This is a genomic window from Rhodococcus sp. OK302 (assembly GCF_002245895.1).
In the GTDB taxonomy this organism is placed as follows: Bacteria; Actinomycetota; Actinomycetes; order Mycobacteriales; family Mycobacteriaceae; genus Rhodococcus_F.
Window position 1 is genome coordinate 4,900,024 of sequence record NZ_NPJZ01000001.1, and the last position, 20,141, is coordinate 4,920,164.

Sequence of the window (20,141 nt, forward strand, 5' to 3'; positions counted from 1 at the left end):
GCCCGGCATCCGACGACAGATCAAGATCGTCGAACTCCTACAGGTCGAGGTAGGACGCACGGAAATCGGTCTGATGTGCAGATCCCTTGCGCATCACCAGATTCACGATGTCAGACGCGACCGCGATTGTTCGATGTCACTACGCGACCGCACTCGGCACAACATCGTAGATCTGATCTGCGGGGGCAGCCATGACCCGTTCAGTCATCTCGAGCTTGAGGACCTCCAAGCGGCCTAAGTCCGCAGCCGACTTCTCAGCCTTACCCACGAGCGCAATGAACTCGTCGACTACAAACCCAGCGTCACGGATGATCAGAGTGATGCTCTTGCCACGGTAATCGATCTGAAAGACGTAGTTCGCCAGTGTGGTTCCGCGTTCAGGACGAGCCAGCGCCGGGTCGACGGTGTAGCGCCCCTCAGTGACACTGCGGGTGACCAACTCGAAAGTATCGCGCACCCCCGGACCGCCGTGCGATGTGGTGACTACAAGCTCACGACGTTCGACGGGTCCGTCGGTCCCCAGGACCTCGAGCACACGCTCGATCACCTTGTACGCATGGGCAACTCCACCGGGAGCGAGAGGACCGTGATAGCGCAGCGCATCGTCGAAGGTGAAGGCGAGGATTGTTCCCTGATCGATCACGGTGAGTGTGTTGGTCATGATGAGATCCTTATCGAATTACGTGGTGAACTGTTTTCCGTAAGCCTCTGAAATCCGTGGCACGGAGCCATTGAGGAATCGTTCGATTGCCGGCATGAAATATGCTCCGAAGTGCGACATCGGGTCCAATGTTGCAACTGCCACTGTGCCCTGTGTGCTCACCTTGTCGGCGAAGGCCAGTACGTCGCAGTTCGGCAAACTGAACACTATCTTAGCTAGGTAAGGCTACCTTGATTAAAACCAATTCTGGGTACCTACGTTCACCGGCGCCCGAAATCTGCCACCGAAACGAAACCGGCCCTCCGGCACGTACGCCGGAGGGCCGGAATCAAATCCGTCACGCTGAACTGAAGACGATCAGTAATCGTCCTCCGTGTAGACGATCATTCCGCGCAAGTTCTTTCCGGCCAGCATGTCCGCATACCCCTCGTTGATGTCCTCCAACTTGTAAGTCTTGGTCACCAACTCGTCGAGCTTGAGTGCGCCACTGCGATAGTGGTCGAGGAGCTTCGGAATCTGCGAACGCGGTCCCACTCCGCCAAAGATGGCCCCCTGCAAGCGCTTCTGCAGAAGTGTCAGCTCGAAGAGGCTCAGCGTCACCTGAGAGTCCGCGTAGTGACCCATACCGACGACGACGACCTGTCCGCCCTTACCGGTAGCGCTGAGCGCGGGCTGGATCATGTCGCCGTGGATCTCACCGACCGTGATGACCGTAACGTCCGCCATCTTCCCCCAGGTGATTTCGCCGATCGCCGGGAGAGCTTCCTCGATCGAGGCAAAGGTGTGTGTGGCACCGAACTCCTTTGCCTTCTGTCGCTTGAACTCCACCGGATCGATGGCAACGACATAGCGTGCCCCGGCCGCCGCGGCGCCCTGTACCGAGTTGATGCCGACTCCACCGATGCCGATGACCACCACCGTGTCACCGACTTTGGTGCCGCCGATTGCCGTCGCCGAGCCCCAGCCCGTCGCAACGCCGCAGCCGAGCAGAGCAGCCTTGTCGAGAGGGATGTCCTTCTCGATCTTGATCACTGATGCCTCGTTGACCGTGACGTAGGGCGAGAACGTGCCCAGCAGACACATCTGGACGACGGGTTCTCCGTTCAATGTCACACGATGCGTCTTGTCCGAGATCGCCTGGCCGGTCAGCAGGCCCGCGCCCTCGTCGCAGATGTTCTGGAGCCCCTTGGCACACGATGGACACCGTCCACAGGCCGGGATGAACGCGAGCACCACATGATCGCCTTCTTCGATATTGGCGACGCCAGCGCCCACCTTTGTCACCACTCCGGCGCCCTCGTGGCCACCGAGAGCTGGATAGAAAGGCAGCGGAGTTGCGCCAGTGCGCAAGTGCTCGTCCGAATGGCACAACCCGGACGCGGCAAGTCGAACCTGCACTTCACCGGCGACCGGATCTCCCAGTTCGACTTCCTCGATCTCCCATGCCTGGCCGGGTGCCTTCACTACTGCTGCTTTGACCTTCACCTGCACTCCTCGAAATTCTTCGTGACGCACGGACGACGACGGACCGAACCGGAATCATGTGTCTCCGATCACACTCCACTCATGAGTGTGCCTGAAATGGCGCGAAAATACTGCGACTCCGTGCGCCTAGAATGGGCGCAGTGGCCAAAGGAACTCGTAAGACCAAGAATCGCAGCACCGCTCCCGAACAGGGCGAGACCGGCCCCGTTCCCGGAATCTTCCCGATCGACACCGGGACCTGCGAACTAGTTCGCGATCAATACTCCGACACCGGCTGGATAGTGCAGATCAACGGTGTCCCCAGCTCGCACATCGATCTTGCCGATCCGAAAATTCTGGATTTCGAGTACATGCGATGGATTGCGCACCTCGTCGATTCCGAACGCTCTCGAACAGAAAGACTTCGGGTGCTCCATCTCGGCGGCGGCGCCTGTTCGATGGCTCGGTACTTCGCGGCCACCTATCCCGATGCTCGGCAGGTTGTGGTCGAGATCGACGGCGCGCTGACGGAATTGGTCCGCAACTGGTTCGATCTTCCGCGGGCACCACTTCTCCGCATCCGCGTGGGTGAAGCGCGCGCCGTCACCGAAACCCTCACCGAATCTACGCGCGACATCATCATTCGAGATGTCTTCGCCGGCAGCAAGACTCCGGTGCCGCTCACCACGGCCCAGTTCACCGCCCACGTACGACGCGTCCTCGCGCCCGGCGGTATCTACCTGGTCAATTGCGGCGACACCCCGGATCTGCAAGGAGCGCGGGCCGAAGCGGCAACTATCGGTGCACACTTCGAGCATCTGGCGATCATCGCCGATCCCGCGATGCTCAAGGGCCGACGCTACGGCAACATGATCATCGCGGGCAGCGACGTTCCCATCGCCAATTCTCCGGCGCTTGCACGCGAGCTACTCGGCGGCGGTGTTCCAGCGCACGTGTGGGGCGACGCGGAGGTCCGGAAGTTCGCGGCAAGCGGGTCGGTCCTACAAGACTGACCCGATACTATTCTCCGCCGAAAACCCTCTCCACCACAGCTTTTGCCCGACGCGTGATGCGAAGGTAGTTGTCGAGAAACTCCCCCGCGTCGTCTCCGTACCCGGCGACCTGTGCCACAGCGGCCAGGACGCGTCCCGGGCCGGGCAACTGATCAGTCGGCTTACCTCGAACCAGCACAAGGCAATTCCGTGCTTTGGTCGCAGTGATCCAGGCGTCGCGTAGCAGTTCCACATCTTCTTCGCTGAGCAACTCGGCAGCGCCGATGGCGTCCAGGGTTTCCAGGGTCGAAGTGTTGTGGAGGGACTCTATCTTGTCGGCATGCCGCAGTTGGATCAGTTGCACTGTCCATTCGATGTCGGCCAGGCCACCTCGACCGAGTTTGGTATGCGTTGCGGGATCAGCTCCGCGAGGGAGCCTTTCGGAGTCGATACGAGCCTTGATCCGCCGAATCTCACGAACGGCCGCGTCGTCGACGCCACCGGCAGGGTAGCGAGTCTTGTCGATCATGTAGAGAAACTGGAGCCCCAGTACGGGATCGCCGGCAACGGGATGAGCGCGCAGAAGTGCTTGAATTTCCCACGCCTGTGCCCACTTCGAGTAGTAGGCGTCGTAAGACTCGAGGGTGCGGACCATGGGACCGTTTCGGCCTTCGGGACGCAGTCCGGTATCAACCTCGAGCGGCGGATCAGTACTGGGCGCTCCCAACAGCTTGCGCACCTTGTCCGCAATGCTGTTGGCCCACTTGACTGCAACTGTCTCGTCGACACCTTCGACGGGCTCGCACACGAACAGAACGTCGGCGTCGGACCCGTATCCGAGTTCACCGCCGCCGAGTCGGCCCATGCCGATGACGGAGAAAGCTGCCGGTGCCGGTGTGCCCAATTCCGCAACACTGGCCTTGATTACGGCAGAGAGAGACGCGTTGAGTACCGCAGCCCATACCGAAGAGAGCGCCTTGCATACTTCGGGAACATCGAGCATGCCCAGGATGTCAGCCGAGGCGATCCGCGCCAATTCATGCCGACGCAACGAACGTGCCGCAGCAACAGCGCGATTCGGATCGCTATGCCGGCCTGAGGCAGTGAGGATTCCGCGGGAGACATCCTCGGGCTTCGGCTCGATCAGACGTGGGCCGCTCGGCGAATCGGCGTACAGGCGAATCACATCGGGCGCTTTGATCAGCAGATCAGGAAGATAAGCCGAGGAACCCAGCACCCGCATCAGACGTTCGGCAACAGCGGCCTCGTCGCGAAGCAACCGGAGGAACCAGGTCTGATCGACCAGGGCGTCGGACAATCGTCGATACGCAAGGAGTCCGGCATCAGGATCCGGTGTGTCAGCAAGATATTCGAGCAGTGTCGGCAGCAGCAGTGCCTGAATCCTGCCCTTGCGCGATGCGCCCGTGGTCAATGCCGTGAGGTGACCCAACGCATTTTCGGGGGCGGTGTACCCCAACGCCGCCAACTGACGGATGGCAGCGTCCGGTCCGAGAACCATGGCTTCCTTGTCCATCCGCGCCACCGACTCGAGCAGTGGACGGTAGAACAATTTGGCGTGGAGCCGGCGGATCCGATGCGAGTTCCGCTTGATTTCGGCACGCAAGACTCCGAGTGCGTCCAGACGTCCGTCGGGACGCATGTGTGCCGCACGGGCCAACCAGCGCAATGCCTCGTCGTCGTCCGGCGGCGGCAATGTGTGCGTGCGCTTGAGTTTCTGCAGTTGCAGACGATGCTCGAGAAGTCGCAAGAATTCGTACGACGCCGTGAGGTTTGCGGCGTCGTCCCGGCCCACGTACCCACCGGCAGCGAGAGCAGACAACGCATCGACGGTGCTCTGCACGTGAAGGGCGTCATCGGCCCGGCCGTGCACCAATTGCAGGAGCTGGACGGCAAATTCGACGTCGCGCAAACTTCCGCGGCCGAGTTTGAGCTCACGCTCACGCATCTCGGCCGGAACCATCTCCTCGACGCGTCGGCGCATGGCCTGCACTTCGGGTACGAAGTCTTCGCGCTCGGACGCAGTCCACACCATCGGGCTCATGGCCTCGGCGTACTGACGACCGAGTTCCATATCGCCGGTCATCGGCCGAGCCTTCAGTAGCGCCTGGAACTCCCACGTCTTGGCCCACCGCTTGTAGTACGCGACGTGAGAATCGAGTGAGCGCACCAGTTCTCCGCGCTTACCCTCGGGGCGCAATGCGGCATCAACTTCGAAGAAGGCGGAGGTGCCGATCCTCATCATTTCACCGGCTACCCGACTGGCTGTGGCATCGGCCGGTTCCGCAACGAATACGACGTCGACGTCGGAGACGTAATTCAGTTCGCGGGCACCACATTTACCCATCGCGATCACGGCAAGCCTGATCGGACAGTTGCCCTCGGGACACACTGTGGCGATAGCTACCGCCAGTGCGGCGGTCAGTGCGGCATCTGCCAGATCCGAAAGTTGATGGCCGACAGTCTGATACGGAACTACTGGCTCATCCTCGACCGTGGCCGCCAAATCGCAGGCAGCCAGCAGCATGAGCTGATCTTTGTACGACTTACGCAGCGCAGCAACGGCTTCCGGGCCGGTGACGGTGGCGCGGTACGTCTGCGACCCGGGTCCGGCGCCCTCGTCGAGGCTCGCTCCGACAGAATCGAGCAATGCGGACGTGGCTGCGTCTTTGCTCAGCAAGGACGAACCGTCGAGGAGTTTCCACCCGATCGGATCGGCGACCAGGTGATCGCCGAACGCTGCGGATGCCCCGATCAATGCCAGGAGACGACCGCGGACACTCTTGTTCGTGCGCAGCGCGGCGTCGAGCTCACGCCAGCCGGCGCCCAAGGATTCCTTGATGCGCACCAGCGTGCGCAACGCGAGGTCCGCGTTGGCCGCCCGAGAAAGGGACCACAGGAGTTCGATGCTGTCGGCGTCGACCCATCCGAGCTGGCGGAGTTCGTCGGCGGCCGTGGACTCGACCAGCCCGAGCCGACCCGGTCCCGGAACTACTGCTCGAGCAGATGGCGGCTTCACCGTCACAGACCGAGGTAGTTCTTGAGCTCGAACGGCGTCACGTGGCTCCGGTATTCCTCCCATTCACGACGCTTGTTGCGCAGGAAGAAATCGAAGACGTGCTCACCGAGTGCTTCAGCCACCAGTTCGGACTTCTCCATCTCGCGCAACGCACTGTCGAGATTGCCGGGCAATGCCTTGTAGCCCATCGCACGACGCTCCGCGGAGGTCAACGACCACACGTCGTCCTCGGCCTCGGGCGGAAGGGTGTAGCCCTTCTCGATTCCGCGCAAACCGGCCGCCAGCAATACCGCGAACGCGAGGTACGGGTTGCAGGCCGAATCTGGGCTGCGAATTTCGACACGACGCGACGACGCCTTGTTCGGCGTGTACATCGGAACGCGGATCAGTGCACTGCGGTTGGACGGACCCCACGACGCCGCTGTGGGTGCTTCGCCGCCGTGAACGAGACGCTTGTAGGAGTTGACCCACTGGTTGGTGACGGCACTGATCTCGTTGGCGTGCTCGAGGATGCCGGCGATGAATGCCTTGCCGGTTTCCGAGAGCTGCATCGGATCGTCCGGATTGTGGAATGCGTTGGTGTCGCCTTCGAACAGGCTCATATGTGTATGCATGGCTGAGCCGGCCTGATCGCTGAACGGCTTGGGCATGAAGCTCGCCCGCACACCCTCACCGATCGCAACCTCCTTGACGACGTAGCGGAACGTCATCACGTTGTCGGCCATCGACAGTGCGTCGGCGTAGCGGAGGTCGATCTCCTGCTGGCCGGGCGCGGCCTCGTGGTGGCTGAACTCGACGGAGATGCCCATGGACTCGAGGGCGTCGATCGCATGGCGACGGAAGTTGGGGGCCGAATCGTGTACGGCCTGATCGAAGTAACCACCGGAATCGGCCGGGATCGGCGGGGTGCCGTCCATCGGGCCGTTCTCGAGGAGGAAGAACTCGATCTCCGGATGCACGTAGCAACTGAAGCCCAGATCGCTGGCCTTGCTCAGTTGGCGACGCAGTACGTGGCGCGGATCCGCCCAGGACGGCGAACCGTCAGGGTTCGTGATGTCGCAGAACATGCGCGCCGAATGCTGCGCACCGTCCTTGTGGGCCCAGGGCAGAACCTGGAATGTCGACGCGTCCGGGCGGGCAACGGTGTCCGCTTCGGAGACTCGGGCGAATCCCTCGATGGCGGAACCGTCGAAACCGATTCCCTCTTCGAAGGCGCCTTCGAGCTCGGCGGGGGCGATCGCCACCGATTTGAGGTAACCGAGAACGTCGGTGAACCACAAGCGGACGAACCGAATGTCGCGCTCTTCCAGGGTACGAAGCACGAATTCTTTTTGGCGATCCATGTCCGCGAGAGTAAGCAAGCCACGTTAAATCTGTGTTACATCAGTGGTCGGAGTTGTCCGAGTGATTTGTCACCCTCGCATCTGCGCAGCGTACGAGCGTGCAGGCACTAACATGTCAAGCCGTCTTCCGGAACTTTCAGGTAGACGAAGTAGTCGATCACAGCATCGTCGATACAAGAATTGCCGTCCAAGACGACGGTGTGTTGTGTTCCGTCGAACGTGATGAGCGCTGCGCCCAGCTGCTTTGCCAGATCCACCCCGGCCTCGTACGGCGTCGCCGGGTCCTCGGTAGTCGATACGACGACAAGCGTCGGCAGACCGGCATCGGCCAGTGCCTGTGGATCGAGTTCGTGTGGAGCGTCCGTCGCCGGAACGGGCCAGAAGGCGCAGATATCCAGTGGCGCCTGACCGGTTCCGCGACCGTCATCGAGGAACGGGGCGGCTTCGCGATACCGGGTATCGGCCTCCCCCGCCTCGGCCCGATCGGTTGTCGCCGGGTCGTCGACACATCGGATTGCATTGAAGGCGTCGTTGAGATTGGAGTACGTACCGTCGCGATCGCGCCCTTGATATTGGTCAGCCAAATTCAGAAGCGAGTCACCGTAGCCGTCGGCAAGGCTGGTCAATCCGCCGCGCAACGAAGTCCACAGTTGCGGCGAATACAAGGCCTGCTGCACCCCGGTCAACGCGTCCTCGTAGCTGAGTCCGCGCGGATCCGTAGTTGCCGCCGGCTTCTCGATCAGCGGCTCGACCAATTCCTTGAATCGCGCCTGAGTCTGCGCCGGATCATCCCCGAGTGGGCACTGCGGCCGCGAAACACAGTCCGCGGCAAAGGCATCGAACGCAATCTGAAAGCCTTTGGCCTGCAGGACAACCTCGTCGACGACATCCTGATTCGGATCCAACGCCCCATCGAGCACCATGGACCGGACATTCTGCGGGAAGGTTTCGGCGTAAGTGGAACCGATTCGCGTTCCGTACGAGAACCCGAGGAAGTTCATCGTTGAATCTCCGAGCACCCCGCGAATCACGTCCAGATCGCGCACCACTTCGTACGTGCCGACGTGGGCGAGGAATTCGGTGCCGGTGTGCTCGACACACGCAGCGGCGTAGTCATTGCTCTCCTGCTCGGCACGAGCAATTCCCTCGGGAGTCATATCGACGTTGACGTCGGCGCGGTCGGCATCGAATTCGGCAGGCGTCAGACAACGCACCTGAGGCGTCGACGCACCCACACCGCGCGGATCGAACCCGATCCGGTCGAAATGCTCCGCCAACTGCGTCCCCGAACCTTGGGACGCCATCGACAGTCCTGATCCGCCGGGTCCCCCGGGATTGATCAGAAGAGATCCGATGCGCTCCCCCGTCGCCTTCGCTCGCGAGATGACAACCCTCGCGGTGTTCCCCTCCGGATGCGCATAGTCGATCGGAACTTCGATCGTGGCGCAGTCGATACTGCTCGAGAGTGGAGAGTCGGTGGCAAATTGTTCGCACGAACCCCAGTCCGGAGTCTGGTCGTAGAACTTCTCCAAGCCCGCGGGAATCGCACCCGTCGACGGCGCACCGGTGGTCTCCGGCGTCGGAGTCTCACCCCCCGACGTAGTGCAACCAGCGACGAGCAGGAGGACTGCGACACTTCCGGCCAAGGCACCGGCGAGGCGAAAAGACTTCGACATGCCACCGATAGTGCCAGGGGACGCCACGGACGGTCGGTAACCAGCCATTCGCTTGCACCACAGTGACTGCTGCGGTGTGACCCAACGCACCTGCGTCACCTATTCGCTCCGACGGTTCCCGGTGGCAGACTGAGCGTGTCATCACCCAAACCCGGGGACCCGACAAGGGCCTCGAGGCACGAAAGGGACAACGATGTCCGAGACTCCTCTTTACGGTTCTGCACCTACAACCGCTGCAGCACCCAAGCGCAAGACACGCATTCACCACCTCGCCGAGATGAAGCAACGCGGTGAACGCTGGTCGATGCTCACGGCCTACGACTACTCGACGGCACGCATCTTCGAGGACGCCGGCATTCCGGTACTCCTCGTCGGCGATTCGGCCGCCAACGTGGTCTACGGCTACGACACGACAGTGCCGATCACGATCGACGAGCTGCTCCCACTGGTTCGCGGAGTCGTTCGCGGCGCTCCCCACGCCCTGGTTGTCGCCGATCTGCCTTTCGGTACCTACGAGGGCTCTGCGGAACAGGCACTTGCCACCGCCACCCGCTTCATGAAGGAAGGCCTCGCGCACGCCGTCAAGATCGAAGGCGGCGAGCGGATGAGCAAGCAGATCGCTGCCATCACCGCTGCCGGTATCCCCGTCATGGCTCACGTCGGATTCACCCCGCAGAGCGTCAACTCGCTGGGCGGATTCCGCGTCCAAGGCCGCGGCGACGCCTCCGAGCAACTTGTGGCGGACGCCATTGCCGTCCAGGAGGCCGGCGCGTTCTCGGTAGTCATGGAAATGGTTCCGGCAGACATTGCGGGCCAGGTCAGCCGCAAGTTGACCATCCCCACGGTCGGTATCGGCGCCGGCAACGAATGCGATGCCCAGGTCCTCGTCTGGCAGGACATGGCGGGCTACACGAGCGGCAAGACAGCCAAGTTCGTCAAACGTTTCGGTAACGTCGGTGACGAACTGCGCTCTGCGGCCGCAGCCTATGCGTCAGAAGTTCGCACGGGTGCGTTCCCGGCCGAAGAGCACAGTTTCTGATCCGAGACCGGCGAACGCCGCCTGTCTCTCGAAGAAGATTCAGGGGTGCGTTCCATGATGGGTAACCGTCGTACTTTCGCTGCTGCCACAGTTGGCGGCGCAGTTCTCGTGACGGTTCTGAGTGGATGCGCGGGAGGGACAACAGTCTCTCCCGCGTCTTCCGGTTCGACCGCACCGACTACCTCGGCAGCAGCAAACTCAGCCACGACCGCAGCACCGGGGACCTTCACCGACGCTCAGGTCCAGCAGTTGTGCTCGGATATGGAAGCGGAACTTCAGAATTGGCGCACGGTCACGCCGACGCTCGGCAAGGGCGGGCTGAACATTGTCGTCGGTTCGTGGGCAACCGCGAACGGCATCAATCTTCTTGATCTCGCCCAGCACCGCGATCGCGTCGACACCGCAATGGCTGCCAGCTGCCCACAGGTGCGTGACGGTGCCCTGTACGCGCTCGAGATCCCCGATCTAGCCTCGGGCATGGTCGGGTTCTAGGTCGGCTTCTCATGGCAGAACTGCGCACTCTCTATCCGCCGATCGACCCGTATTCCAGTGGGTACCTCGACGTCTGTGACGATCAGCGCCTGTACTGGGAAGCCAGCGGCAACCCGGACGGCAAACCGGTCGTGTTCCTTCACGGTGGCCCCGGCGGCGGCACGCATCCGTCGTTCCGCCAGTTCTTCGATCCGGCGGCCTACCGGATCGTCCTTCTCGATCAACGCGGTTGCGGACGGTCCACACCCCACGTTGCCGATGGCGCCGATCTGTCGGTGAACACGACCGACAAACTGCTCGCCGATATCGAAGCTCTGCGTGAGCACCTCGCTATCGAGCGGTGGATGGTGTTCGGCGGGTCCTGGGGTTCAACCCTGGCACTCGCTTACGCCGAAACATTTCCGACCCGCGTGACCGAACTCGTACTGCGCGGGATCTTCCTGCTGCGCCGACGCGAAATCGACTGGTACTACAACGGCGGTGCCGGCAATATCTTCCCCGAACGGTGGGCTCAGTTCCTCGAACCGGTTCCCGAAGACGAGCGCGGCAACGATCTGGTGGCGGTCTACCACCGACTGCTGCATTCCCACGATCCCGAGGTCGCCGCCCGCGCCGCCATCGCGTGGTCCGCGTGGGAAGGTTCAACCAGTTACCTGCTCCCCCAACCGGACAAGGTCGAGGAGAACTCCGAGATCCGGTTTGCCCTGGCATTCGCACGTATCGAAAACCACTACTTCATCAACGGTGGATTCTTCGACGAAGCCCAACTCCTGCACCAGAGTTCGACACTCCGCGGCATCCCCGGCACCATCGTGCAGGGGCGCTACGACGTCGTCTGTCCGGCCACCAGTGCCTGGGATCTGCACAACGCGTGGCCGGAGTCCAAGCTCGTGATCGTCGACGACGCCGGACATTCCGCGATGGAACCCGGCATCATGCATCACCTCCTCGAAGCAACCGACGCTTACCGGTAACTCCATTCGGTGACTCGATCAAGCCGGAAAAGTGAACTCCACTGTCCGCTTGGCCATGTCGACGGCGGTGAGACGGACCTTGACCCGCTCCCCGTCGTCGGGAGTGCCGACGCACTTGGCAATTACCGTGACCGACGGAACGAACACCTCGGCCGCACGCTTGCCGTCCTTGGCTCGCATCACCACCGCGTCGAACACCTCGCCGACACGGCCCTCGAGCAACGTGACCTCGGTCAGATCGATGCATGCCCGATCCACCTTGTTGGCCAAGGAATCCGAGCCGCTCATAATCGGAGGCAACTCGGGCAGCGAGGTGCGCGCCCACTCCGGTATCGCTGCACCGGCACTGATCGCCAGGCAGACCTCGGTACTGAATCGATCGGAGAGCCTGCGCAGCGGTGCCGTTACGTGGGCGTACGGCGCACCGATCCCTGAATGCACTGTCAGGTCCGGTAATTGCCCGTCGAACGCCGCGTAGTCCGCGCCACGCAGCAGGGACGGCGCAACCGACATCAGAGCCAACGTGGACGGCGCCTGGGCGTCGAGTCCGGCAAGGATCTGCCCCACCGATTTGTCTTGCGGCCACACAATTCCCAACGCGAGCGCCGTGCGGCGCAGGGCGTCCACCGCAGACTTCTCGGCCGGTGGCAAAGTGCGTAGCAATCCGACACCGGCGTCGATCATCATTTTTCCGGCGCACATTCCGGTCAGGAGCGATACTTCCGCATTCCAGTCATCGGCCTCGGTGCGCGGTTCCAGCACGATGTGCCACTGCCCCGAACCGTCAGCCGTCGAATCCTCCCGAACCACCGACTGCTCCGGCAGTTTCAGTTCGATCGCCCCGCGGGCTACCGCAGAGATGCCGCGCAGGCGGCCGAATTCGGGGAGCGCCGCAATGGACGGATGCAGGGTGCCGGCGTCGGCGTCACGCTGGACCGTCGAATAATCCAGACGCGCCACTGATTTCACGAGCGCGCGTGTCACCGTCCACGACGTCGGCTCTGCATTTCCGTCGAGCTCGATCCGCCACAGTGCAACGGGTCGAACCACATCCGGGAGCAGGCTCGCCGAACCTTCGGACAGAGCACGCGGATGCAGCGGAACAGAACCGTCCGGTAGGTAGAAGGTTTGGCCTCGCTTGCGCGTTTCGATGTCCAGTGCCCCACCAGGGTTCACCACGGCAGCGACATCCGCGATTGCGTAGTGCACGACAAAACCGTCCGCCGACTTCGTCAGGTGCACGGCCTGGTCGAGATCCATCGATCCCGGCGGGTCGATAGTGACAAACGGAATGTCGGTGGCGTCGAGACGGCCCTCGGCCAATCGATCTCGAGCATTTTCGGCTTCTGCCAACGCCGCGCTACCAAATGCGTCGGGTAGCGCGAACTCCGCCCGGATCATCCCGAAGTCGATTCCCTGCACCATCATTCGACTTGCCGGCACGCGTCCTCCACCTTCGGTTCGGCGGCGAAACCGAACTCAGTTATTCCAGTCGTCGTCGGCCCGATCAGCGGCTTTGTTGCGTTCAGCCGCGATCTGCAATGCATGTTCTGCCGACTCCCGATCAGGGTACGGCCCCATCCGTGTCAGGGACGAAGGCCCCTTCCCTTGGGAGACAGATCCATCGGACACATCGAAGTACCAGAGTCGATCTTCATCAGTCATGAATACAGTGTGGCATTCCCGGCGACTCGCGGGTGACATTCCAATGGGAGTCGCGCTTGTACATCGTTGTAAGACTGCTATTCTTTCGTCGGCCTGGCAGGTGAGAACCGGACATTCGAACGGTGAGTTCTGCTTGATCGCCCTCGACGAGCTACGAAAAGAAATTAGGAGCGCACAATGTCCGCGATTCTCTACGATTACCTCCTCCCGCTCATGGGCCGTGACGCGGCGACGTACTGGGCGACCTTGCTGGTCATCAAGCCCCTCTAAGTCGTCCCACAGATCTACGACAAGAAACCCCCGTCGACCTCGGTCGACGGGGGTTTCTTTTCAGTCTGGGGGCGGACGAGTTGGCGTATAAGCCGGATCCTGTCCTCGACACCGAAGTGACGAGTGGCGACCATCCATCTGGACACACCGTCGCCGGGTGCCTCACGCGGTTCACCCGCAGGCTCGGGCGAGCAGCCCTCGAACACCTGCGCAGCCGCACCGCAAGCGATGCGACCTTCAACCTTGCTCCGGGCGGGGTTTACCTAGCCACCCCGGTCACCCGGGGTGCTGGTGCGCTCTTACCGCACCGTTTCACCCTTACCTGCCTCGAAAGGCCGGCGGTCTATTTTCTGTGGCACTGTCCCGCGAGTTACCTCGGGTTGCCGTTAGCAACCGCCCTGCTCTGTGGAGTCCGGACTTTCCTCGACTCGAGGCCTGTGCGCACTACGCGCAGGTTCCCCGATCCGCAGCCGCCCAGCCAACTCGTCCGCCCCAGTAGGTTACCGGGTCTCTGTCGGTGGCCCACACTATGGTCCTCTGTATGACTCGGTACGTTGCCCTGCTACGCGGCATCAATGTCGGCGGTATCAACATCAAGATGGTGGACCTGGCCCGCGTCTTCACTCAACTCGATTTCGAGAACGTCAAGACGGTCCTCGCATCCGGCAACGTTCTTTTCGACAGCGACAGCACGAATGTGGCGGCGCTGAAGAAGCAAATCGAGACGGCATTGAACACGGAGTTCGGCTACGAGGCGTGGGTTTTTGTGCTGGATACACCGGCACTGCAGGCGATCGTCGACAACTATCCGTTCGATCCCGGCCACGAGGGGTGGCACTCCTACGCGATAATCGCGTCCGAACCTGCCGTACTCGACGAATTGGCTTCGCTGTCAGACCAACTTGATCCGAACCTCGAGCAGATCGGCGTCGGCGACGGCGTGCTGTACTGGGAAGTCGAGAAGGGTATGACGCTCAAGAGCGTCGTCGGCAAATACACCGGTAAGCCGAAGTTCAAGGCGTTCACGACCACCCGCAACCTCAACACCCTCAACAAGCTGCTGCGCTGACACTCGACTGATACCCGCCCGTGAATCTGCTTCCGATCCTTCTGGTCGCCGCGGTCCTGATCTTCGCGATCGCCCGCCCGCGCGGTCTTCCCGAGATAGTTGTTGCCGGCCCCGCTGCGCTGATCGTCGTACTGACCGGCGCTGTCAGCCTCACCGAGGCGCGTACCGAAGTAGCGACGATGACTCCGACCGTCGTCTTCCTGGTAGCGGTGCTGATACTCGCGCACGCCGCTGATGCGTTGGGTGTCTTCGGCTGGGTCAGCCAGGTGCTGCAGCAACGATCACGGCGCGACCCCCGACGGCTCCTGAACTACGTGTTCGTCGCGGCCGCCGCGACTACCGCTGTCCTGAGCCTCGACGCGACCGTCGTCCTTCTGACACCGGCAGTTATCGGGGCAGCCCGAGCCGTGGGAGCCAGTCCGCGCCCACACTCGTATGCTGCTGCGCACCTCTCCAATTCGGCATCGACGCTCCTGCCGGTGTCCAATCTGACTAACCTCATCGCCTTCTCCGCCACCGGTCTGACCTTCCTGCATTTCACCGCACTGATGGCCCTGCCGTGGGTTGTGACGATCGTGATGGAGTACCTGATATTCCGGCTGTTCTTTCGGGCGGAGCTGAAAGCGACCATTGACGCGGAGCTGAAAGCACCCGATCGTGATGAGCCTGATCAGCCGAGCCCGCGCTTGCATGCGCCGACCCTGCCGTTGGTTGTCATCGGGGCAACGCTCGTCGGCTTTGCCGCTTCGGGATTCGTCGGCATCGAGCCCGCCTGGGTCGCTGTTGCGGGTGCCTTCGTGCTCGGGAGTGTGGCGTTGCGTCGACGCCGAACCGATCTACGAAAAGTTCTCTACGCCGCAGACCTGTGGTTCTGCGCTTTTGTGCTGGTGCTCGGCGTTGTCGTCGCGGGCGTCGCACACGGGCCGATCGGGGACTGGATCGGACGGATACTGCCGTCGGACACGAGCTTCATCTCACTGCTCGTTGTTGCGACGGTGGCGGCGCTTGCCTCGAATCTGGTGAACAATCTGCCGGCCACGCTGCTGATGATCGCGGCACTCGGCCCGTCGGCGCCGCCCGGGCTGCTGCTGGCCATGCTGATCGGAGTCAACATCGGACCCAACCTGACCTATGTCGGATCACTGGCGACGATGCTGTGGCGGCGTGTGGCCACCAGCGTGGGCGCGGCGCCCACGCTGGCAACCTTCACGAAGCTCGGCCTGGCCACAACGCCGTTCACCCTGCTTGTTGCGGTGAGCGCGTTGTGGTTGGTGTTGTAACTGGCTAGCGCAGGTGCGACGTGTCGTTGACAAGCCGAACGGACGCTCCCCCATCGGGATAGAACTCGGCGATACTCAACGACGCCAAATCCAGATGCAAGCGATACAGCAATGACGGACCGGCGTCGAGCGCCAGCTGCACGAGAGTCTTGATCGGCGTCACGTGCGAAACGACGAGAAGAGTTGCGCCGCCGTACGTTGCGATCAAATCGTCACGCGCGGCAATCACACGCTCACGGACCTCGTCGAAGCTCTCGCCTCCCGGAGGCTTCACCGACGTGTCGGACAGCCACTGGCGATGCAGTTCCGGATCACGCTCGGCTGCTTCACTGAACGTCAGACCGTCCCAGTCGCCGAAATCGGTTTCGATCAAACCTTTGTGCTCGATTACCGGCAGTCCCAGAACACGTGCCGATTCCTCGGCGGTTTCACGAGTCCGACCCAACGGCGACGAGACGACGGCGTCGATACCGCCGCGGCTTCCGAATCGCGCTGCGGCCCCAGCAGCTTGGGCGCGGCCCAAGGCGGTCAGAATCGGATTGCCCCGGCCCGAGTAACGACGATCTACCGACATCGCGGTCTGGCCGTGCCGTAGCAACAACATTCGCGTCGGCTTGCCGGTGGTGGCAACCCAACCCGGCGAACCGGCGATCTGAGGTTCTGATGTCGACTCGGAGGGTGCGTCCACCGGAGCTGCGACCGGTGCAGTCTTTGATTCGATGCCCGCCGCAGCATCCATCGCCTCGTTTGCCAGGCGATCCGCGTGCGAATTCTCGGCCCGGGGAATCCAGGTGTACGTCACGCGGTAAAACTGCTTGGCCAACTCCGCTGCGCGCCGCTGGAGCGGAATCATGTCCGGGTGCTTGACCTTCCAGCGTCCGGACATCTGCTCGACCACCAGTTTGGAGTCCATCCGGACGTCCACGTCGGTCGCTCCGAGTTCACCCGCAGCGGTCAATCCGGCGATGAGTCCGCTGTATTCCGCCACGTTGTTGGTGGCGATGCCGATGCTCTCCTTGCGCTCCGCGAGCACAGTGCGAGCCTCGTCGAAAACGACGGCGCCGTACCCGGCCGGTCCCGGATTGCCTCGCGATCCACCATCAGCCTCGATGATGACCTGTGACGAACTCACAGACCGGACTCCTTGGTACGAACCATGATTGCGCCGCACTCGTTGCAGCGGACAACGGAATCGGACGGTGCGGCTGCAATACGCGCAATCTCGGCCCGGTCGATTTCGATCCGGCACGCACCACAACGGCGAGCCTGCAGGAGTGCTGCACCCGGTCCGCCTTGAGTGCGCTGCTTCTCGTACACGGCCAGGAAATCAGCCGGGAATTCACCGATCAGACGTTCGCGATCCGCCTGGCAACGCTCCTGCGCCTTGTTCAGATCGGCGACTGCGTCATCGCGGCGACGCTTCGCATCGACCAACTCGTCTTCGGCCTGCGACAGCTGCGCACCGGCGTGATCGTGATCGGCCTGCAGCGCCTCACGCTGTTCCATGATCTCGAGCAACTCGTCTTCGAGGATTCCCTGCCGACGGACGAGGCTGCCGAGTTCGTGTTCGAGTTCGGTGAGCTGCTTGGCGCCCACGCTGCCGCTCTGCAAGAGTGTTCGGTCTTTGTCTTCACGCTGACGAACCGCGTCGATCTCGCCCTCGAGCTTGCGAATGTCGCGGTCGATGTCATCGATCTGGATCTCGACGGACACCGACGCGTCCTTGCGGCTGATGCGTTCAGCCTCGAGACTGTCCACTTCCTGCTGCTCGGGAAGCGCGTTGCGACGGTGTGCGATCCGGGTGAGCTCCGCATCCACGCCGGCGAGGTCGAGAAGCTTGGCTTGCACCTGTGGTTGGACGTTCACGCTGTGTAACTCCTGCTGTATGTCCGAGGTCGGCACGACTCATGAAAAAAACTGCTGTTGAAATGTTCGTGCAACCGTACCTTGATCGGGGCCGACCTACGACGCACTCAGGCACCACGGATCCGTGCGAATTGTCGATACCCGGCTCTCCCATCCGGGAACGGACCCGAAGGCGGCGTCGACCACCGACTTCGCCTGGCTGCACCACGGAAACTCGCTGGCCCAGTGCGCGACATCGACCAAGGCCGGTCCCCCGGCCCGCAGATGCTCGTCGGCGGGGTGATGTCGCAGGTCGGACGTCACATACACGTCGACGCCCAGTGCCGATACCGTCGCGAGATACGAATCTCCGGAACCGCCGCAGACAGCAACTGTGCGCACCATCGCGTCGGGGTCACCCGCGGCGCGGACGCCCCACTCCGTCGACGGCAAGCCCTTTGCGACACGCGCCGTGAACTCACGCAGAGTTTCGGGGTGCGGAAGCTCACCTATGCGGCCCAAACCCAATGAACTCGGGAAGGCTGCGAGTTCGAATACATCGAAGGCCGGTTCCTCGTACGGATGCGCAGTGCGCAATGCCTCGAGCACCGCCCCGCGTTTATTTCGTGCCGCGATGACCTCGACACGATCTTCGCTTACCTGCTCGATCGCGCCGAGACTGCCGATCGTCGGATTCGCCCCGTCGCCGGGAAGGAACTGGCCGGTGCCGGTCACCGTCCAACTGCACTTGCTGTAGTCACCGATCCGGCCGGCGCCGGCCGCAAACAGCGCTTCCCGCACAGCGGCAGTGTTACCGGCCGGCACCATCACCACCCACTTGTCTAGCGGCGCAGACGGTTTCGGTTCGATCGGACGCAATACCGTCAGGCCAAGAGCGTCGGCGAGTGCGTCGGAAACCCCGGGATCTGCCGAATCGGCATTCGTGTGTGCGGAGAACAACGCGCATCCAGCCTTGATCAGCTTGTGCACCAGAGCACCCTTCGGCGTGTGCGCGCCGACGGTATCCACCCCGCGCAGAAGCAGCGGATGATGCACCACCAGCAGATCGGCACCCGAAGCAATGGCGTCGTCGACCACGGCTTCCGTCGGATCCACGGCGAAGACAACTCGGCTCACGGAATCTGCCGGATCCCCACACACCAGTCCGACGGAATCCCAGGATTCGGCCAGTGCGGGTGGATACGCAGCCTCGAGAGCAGTGATGACGTCGGCCAGTGTTGTGTTCACAGAAACTCCTTCATCGCGTCGATCAAGATCGACACCTGCTGCGGTGGACGGACAGCGAGCCGCACGTGATTCGGGCCGAGTCCGGGAAACGTATCGCATCGCCGCACTGCGATGCCGCGAGTCCGCAGGTGCGTCCGCATCGCTTCGCCGTCGGGAAGTTCGATGAGAACAAAAGGCGCCGCCGACGGCTCGTGGACAGCGACACCGATGGCACGCAATTCTTTGCATAGTGCGGCGCGCTGATCCGCGATCACGGCTGCCTTCGCCTGTGACTCCGCCACCGCCGACGGTTCGCAACACGCTCTGATTGCTTCGATCTGCAGGCTTCCAAGCGGCCAATGCGCGCGTCCGTACGCCAGTTTTTCGAGCACGTCAGGGGCGCCGAGCGCATATCCGCAGCGCAATCCCGCGAGCGCCCACGTCTTGGTCAGACTGCGCAACACCAACACGTCCGGCAACGACAGATCCGCGATGCTTTCGGTTTCGCCCGGTATCGCGTCGCCGAAGGCCTCGTCGACCACAAGAATCCGGCCGGGACGACGCAGGGCCAGGATGTCGGCTTTCGGATGCAGCACCGACGTCGGATTGGTGGGGTTTCCCAGCACCACAAGATCCGCTTCATCGGGCACAACTGCTGTTCGCAGTGCGTACGGAGGGTCGAGAATCACTGGCGTCACCGGCACGCCGGCCTCTCGCAACGCCAATTCCGGTTCGGTGAATGACGGATGAATCAAGGCAGCGGACGATGATCCGAGCCGCGGCAACATTGCAAACCCCTCAGCCCCACCGGCCAGCAACAACACCTCGTCCGCGCGGCGCCCGTGCCGCGTCGCAACCGTTTCCCGAGCCCGCAGTTCCGCCGCCGCCGACGGGTACGAACCGAGCGTCGACAGCTCGCCGGCAAGACGTTCCCGCAGCCAGGCCGGCGGACCGGCACCCTGAACGTTGACAGCAAAATCGAGAAGGCCCGGCGCAGCGTCGACGTCCCCGTGATGACGCAAACTGTCCAGGTTGCCCGTTCCGATACTCACGCACCAAAGCCTACGGGCGCGGACACCGCTCACTTCGTCGGGGACAATGACCTTC

General features: G+C 62.5%; 17 protein-coding genes and 1 other RNA gene. 6 read left to right on the plus strand and 12 right to left on the minus strand.

Annotation, left to right across the window (positions count from 1 at the left end; translation table 11 throughout):
• Positions 1–139: 139 nt before the first annotated feature.
• On the minus strand, positions 140–661 hold the full coding sequence (locus BDB13_RS22450) for a hypothetical protein (RefSeq protein WP_094273766.1): 522 nt from the start codon (positions 659–661) through the stop codon (positions 140–142).
• Between the two features lie 357 nt (positions 662–1,018).
• Positions 1,019–2,146 (minus strand): NDMA-dependent alcohol dehydrogenase, encoded by a 1,128-nt coding sequence (locus tag BDB13_RS22460; RefSeq protein WP_094275117.1) that lies wholly within the window; start codon positions 2,144–2,146, stop codon positions 1,019–1,021.
• A gap of 131 nt (positions 2,147–2,277) precedes the next feature.
• Here BDB13_RS22460 and BDB13_RS22465 point away from each other — a divergent pair, with 131 nt between their 5' ends.
• Positions 2,278–3,138 (plus strand): spermidine synthase, encoded by an 861-nt coding sequence (locus tag BDB13_RS22465; RefSeq protein ID WP_094273768.1) that lies wholly within the window; start codon positions 2,278–2,280, stop codon positions 3,136–3,138.
• 7 nt (positions 3,139–3,145) lie between these two features.
• On the opposite strand, the gene BDB13_RS22470 is transcribed toward BDB13_RS22465, so the two are convergent.
• From BDB13_RS22470 to BDB13_RS22480, 3 genes are all read right to left on the minus strand, one after another.
• Positions 3,146–6,160 carry a bifunctional [glutamine synthetase] adenylyltransferase/[glutamine synthetase]-adenylyl-L-tyrosine phosphorylase gene (locus BDB13_RS22470; protein ID WP_094273769.1) on the minus strand — a complete coding sequence of 1,005 codons (3,015 nt, stop codon included), beginning with the start codon at positions 6,158–6,160 and terminating at the stop codon, positions 3,146–3,148.
• On the minus strand, positions 6,157–7,497 hold the full coding sequence (gene glnA, locus BDB13_RS22475) for a type I glutamate--ammonia ligase (protein ID WP_094273770.1): 1,341 nt from the start codon (positions 7,495–7,497) through the stop codon (positions 6,157–6,159). The genes BDB13_RS22470 and glnA overlap by 4 nt, the downstream gene beginning before the upstream one ends.
• A gap of 107 nt (positions 7,498–7,604) precedes the next feature.
• A complete protein-coding gene (locus tag BDB13_RS22480) occupies positions 7,605–9,173 on the minus strand; it encodes an alpha/beta hydrolase (RefSeq protein WP_094273771.1) in 1,569 nt (522 codons plus the stop codon).
• A 193-nt stretch (positions 9,174–9,366) separates the two neighbouring features.
• Here BDB13_RS22480 and panB point away from each other — a divergent pair, with 193 nt between their 5' ends.
• From panB to pip, 3 genes are read left to right on the plus strand one after another with little or no spacing between them, the layout of a single operon-like run.
• Entirely contained in the window at positions 9,367–10,212 is an 846-nt protein-coding gene (gene panB, locus BDB13_RS22485) for a 3-methyl-2-oxobutanoate hydroxymethyltransferase (protein WP_094273772.1), read from the plus strand.
• A 54-nt stretch (positions 10,213–10,266) separates the two neighbouring features.
• The gene (locus BDB13_RS22490) at positions 10,267–10,704 is read left to right on the plus strand and encodes a hypothetical protein (protein ID WP_169635024.1); all 438 of its coding nucleotides are present in this window, start codon (positions 10,267–10,269) and stop codon (positions 10,702–10,704) included.
• 11 nt (positions 10,705–10,715) lie between these two features.
• On the plus strand, positions 10,716–11,678 hold the full coding sequence (gene pip / locus BDB13_RS22495; protein WP_094273774.1) for a prolyl aminopeptidase: 963 nt from the start codon (positions 10,716–10,718) through the stop codon (positions 11,676–11,678).
• A gap of 18 nt (positions 11,679–11,696) precedes the next feature.
• Here the strand turns inward: pip and BDB13_RS22500 are convergent, their stop codons facing one another.
• The 3 genes from BDB13_RS22500 to rnpB all read right to left on the minus strand — a co-directional run bounded on the left by BDB13_RS22500 (position 11,697) and on the right by rnpB (position 14,099).
• Positions 11,697–13,106: an RNB domain-containing ribonuclease gene (locus BDB13_RS22500; RefSeq protein WP_094273775.1), complete on the minus strand. Its 1,410-nt coding sequence runs from the start codon at positions 13,104–13,106 to the stop codon at positions 11,697–11,699.
• A 51-nt stretch (positions 13,107–13,157) separates the two neighbouring features.
• Entirely contained in the window at positions 13,158–13,343 is a 186-nt protein-coding gene (locus BDB13_RS22505; protein WP_033233133.1) for a hypothetical protein, read from the minus strand.
• A 342-nt stretch (positions 13,344–13,685) separates the two neighbouring features.
• An RNA gene (gene rnpB / locus BDB13_RS22510) (RNase P RNA component class A) lies at positions 13,686–14,099 on the minus strand.
• Positions 14,100–14,154: 55 nt separating this feature from the next.
• On the opposite strand from rnpB, the gene BDB13_RS22515 reads away from it, so the two are divergent.
• Together BDB13_RS22515 and BDB13_RS22520 are read left to right on the plus strand one after the other, a co-directional pair.
• Complete coding sequence (locus BDB13_RS22515; protein WP_094273776.1) at positions 14,155–14,682, plus strand: DUF1697 domain-containing protein; 528 nt, start codon at positions 14,155–14,157, stop codon at positions 14,680–14,682.
• 20 nt (positions 14,683–14,702) lie between these two features.
• Entirely contained in the window at positions 14,703–15,962 is a 1,260-nt protein-coding gene (locus BDB13_RS22520; protein ID WP_094273777.1) for an SLC13 family permease, read from the plus strand.
• A gap of 4 nt (positions 15,963–15,966) precedes the next feature.
• Here the strand turns inward: BDB13_RS22520 and BDB13_RS22525 are convergent, their stop codons facing one another.
• From BDB13_RS22525 to cobC, 4 genes are all read right to left on the minus strand, one after another.
• Positions 15,967–17,094, minus strand: coding sequence for a bifunctional RNase H/acid phosphatase (locus BDB13_RS22525; RefSeq protein WP_094273778.1), 1,128 nt, complete (start codon positions 17,092–17,094; stop codon positions 15,967–15,969).
• Entirely contained in the window at positions 17,091–17,828 is a 738-nt protein-coding gene (locus BDB13_RS22530) for a zinc ribbon domain-containing protein (RefSeq protein WP_094273779.1), read from the minus strand. Before BDB13_RS22530 ends, BDB13_RS22525 begins: the two co-directional genes overlap by 4 nt.
• Positions 17,829–17,924: 96 nt before the next feature.
• A complete protein-coding gene (locus tag BDB13_RS22535; RefSeq protein ID WP_254922923.1) occupies positions 17,925–19,055 on the minus strand; it encodes a Nif3-like dinuclear metal center hexameric protein in 1,131 nt (376 codons plus the stop codon).
• Positions 19,052–20,086, minus strand: a complete 1,035-nt coding sequence (gene cobC / locus BDB13_RS22540) for an Rv2231c family pyridoxal phosphate-dependent protein CobC (RefSeq protein ID WP_094273781.1) — start codon at positions 20,084–20,086, stop codon at positions 19,052–19,054. Before cobC ends, BDB13_RS22535 begins: the two co-directional genes overlap by 4 nt.
• Positions 20,087–20,141 lie beyond the last annotated feature (55 nt).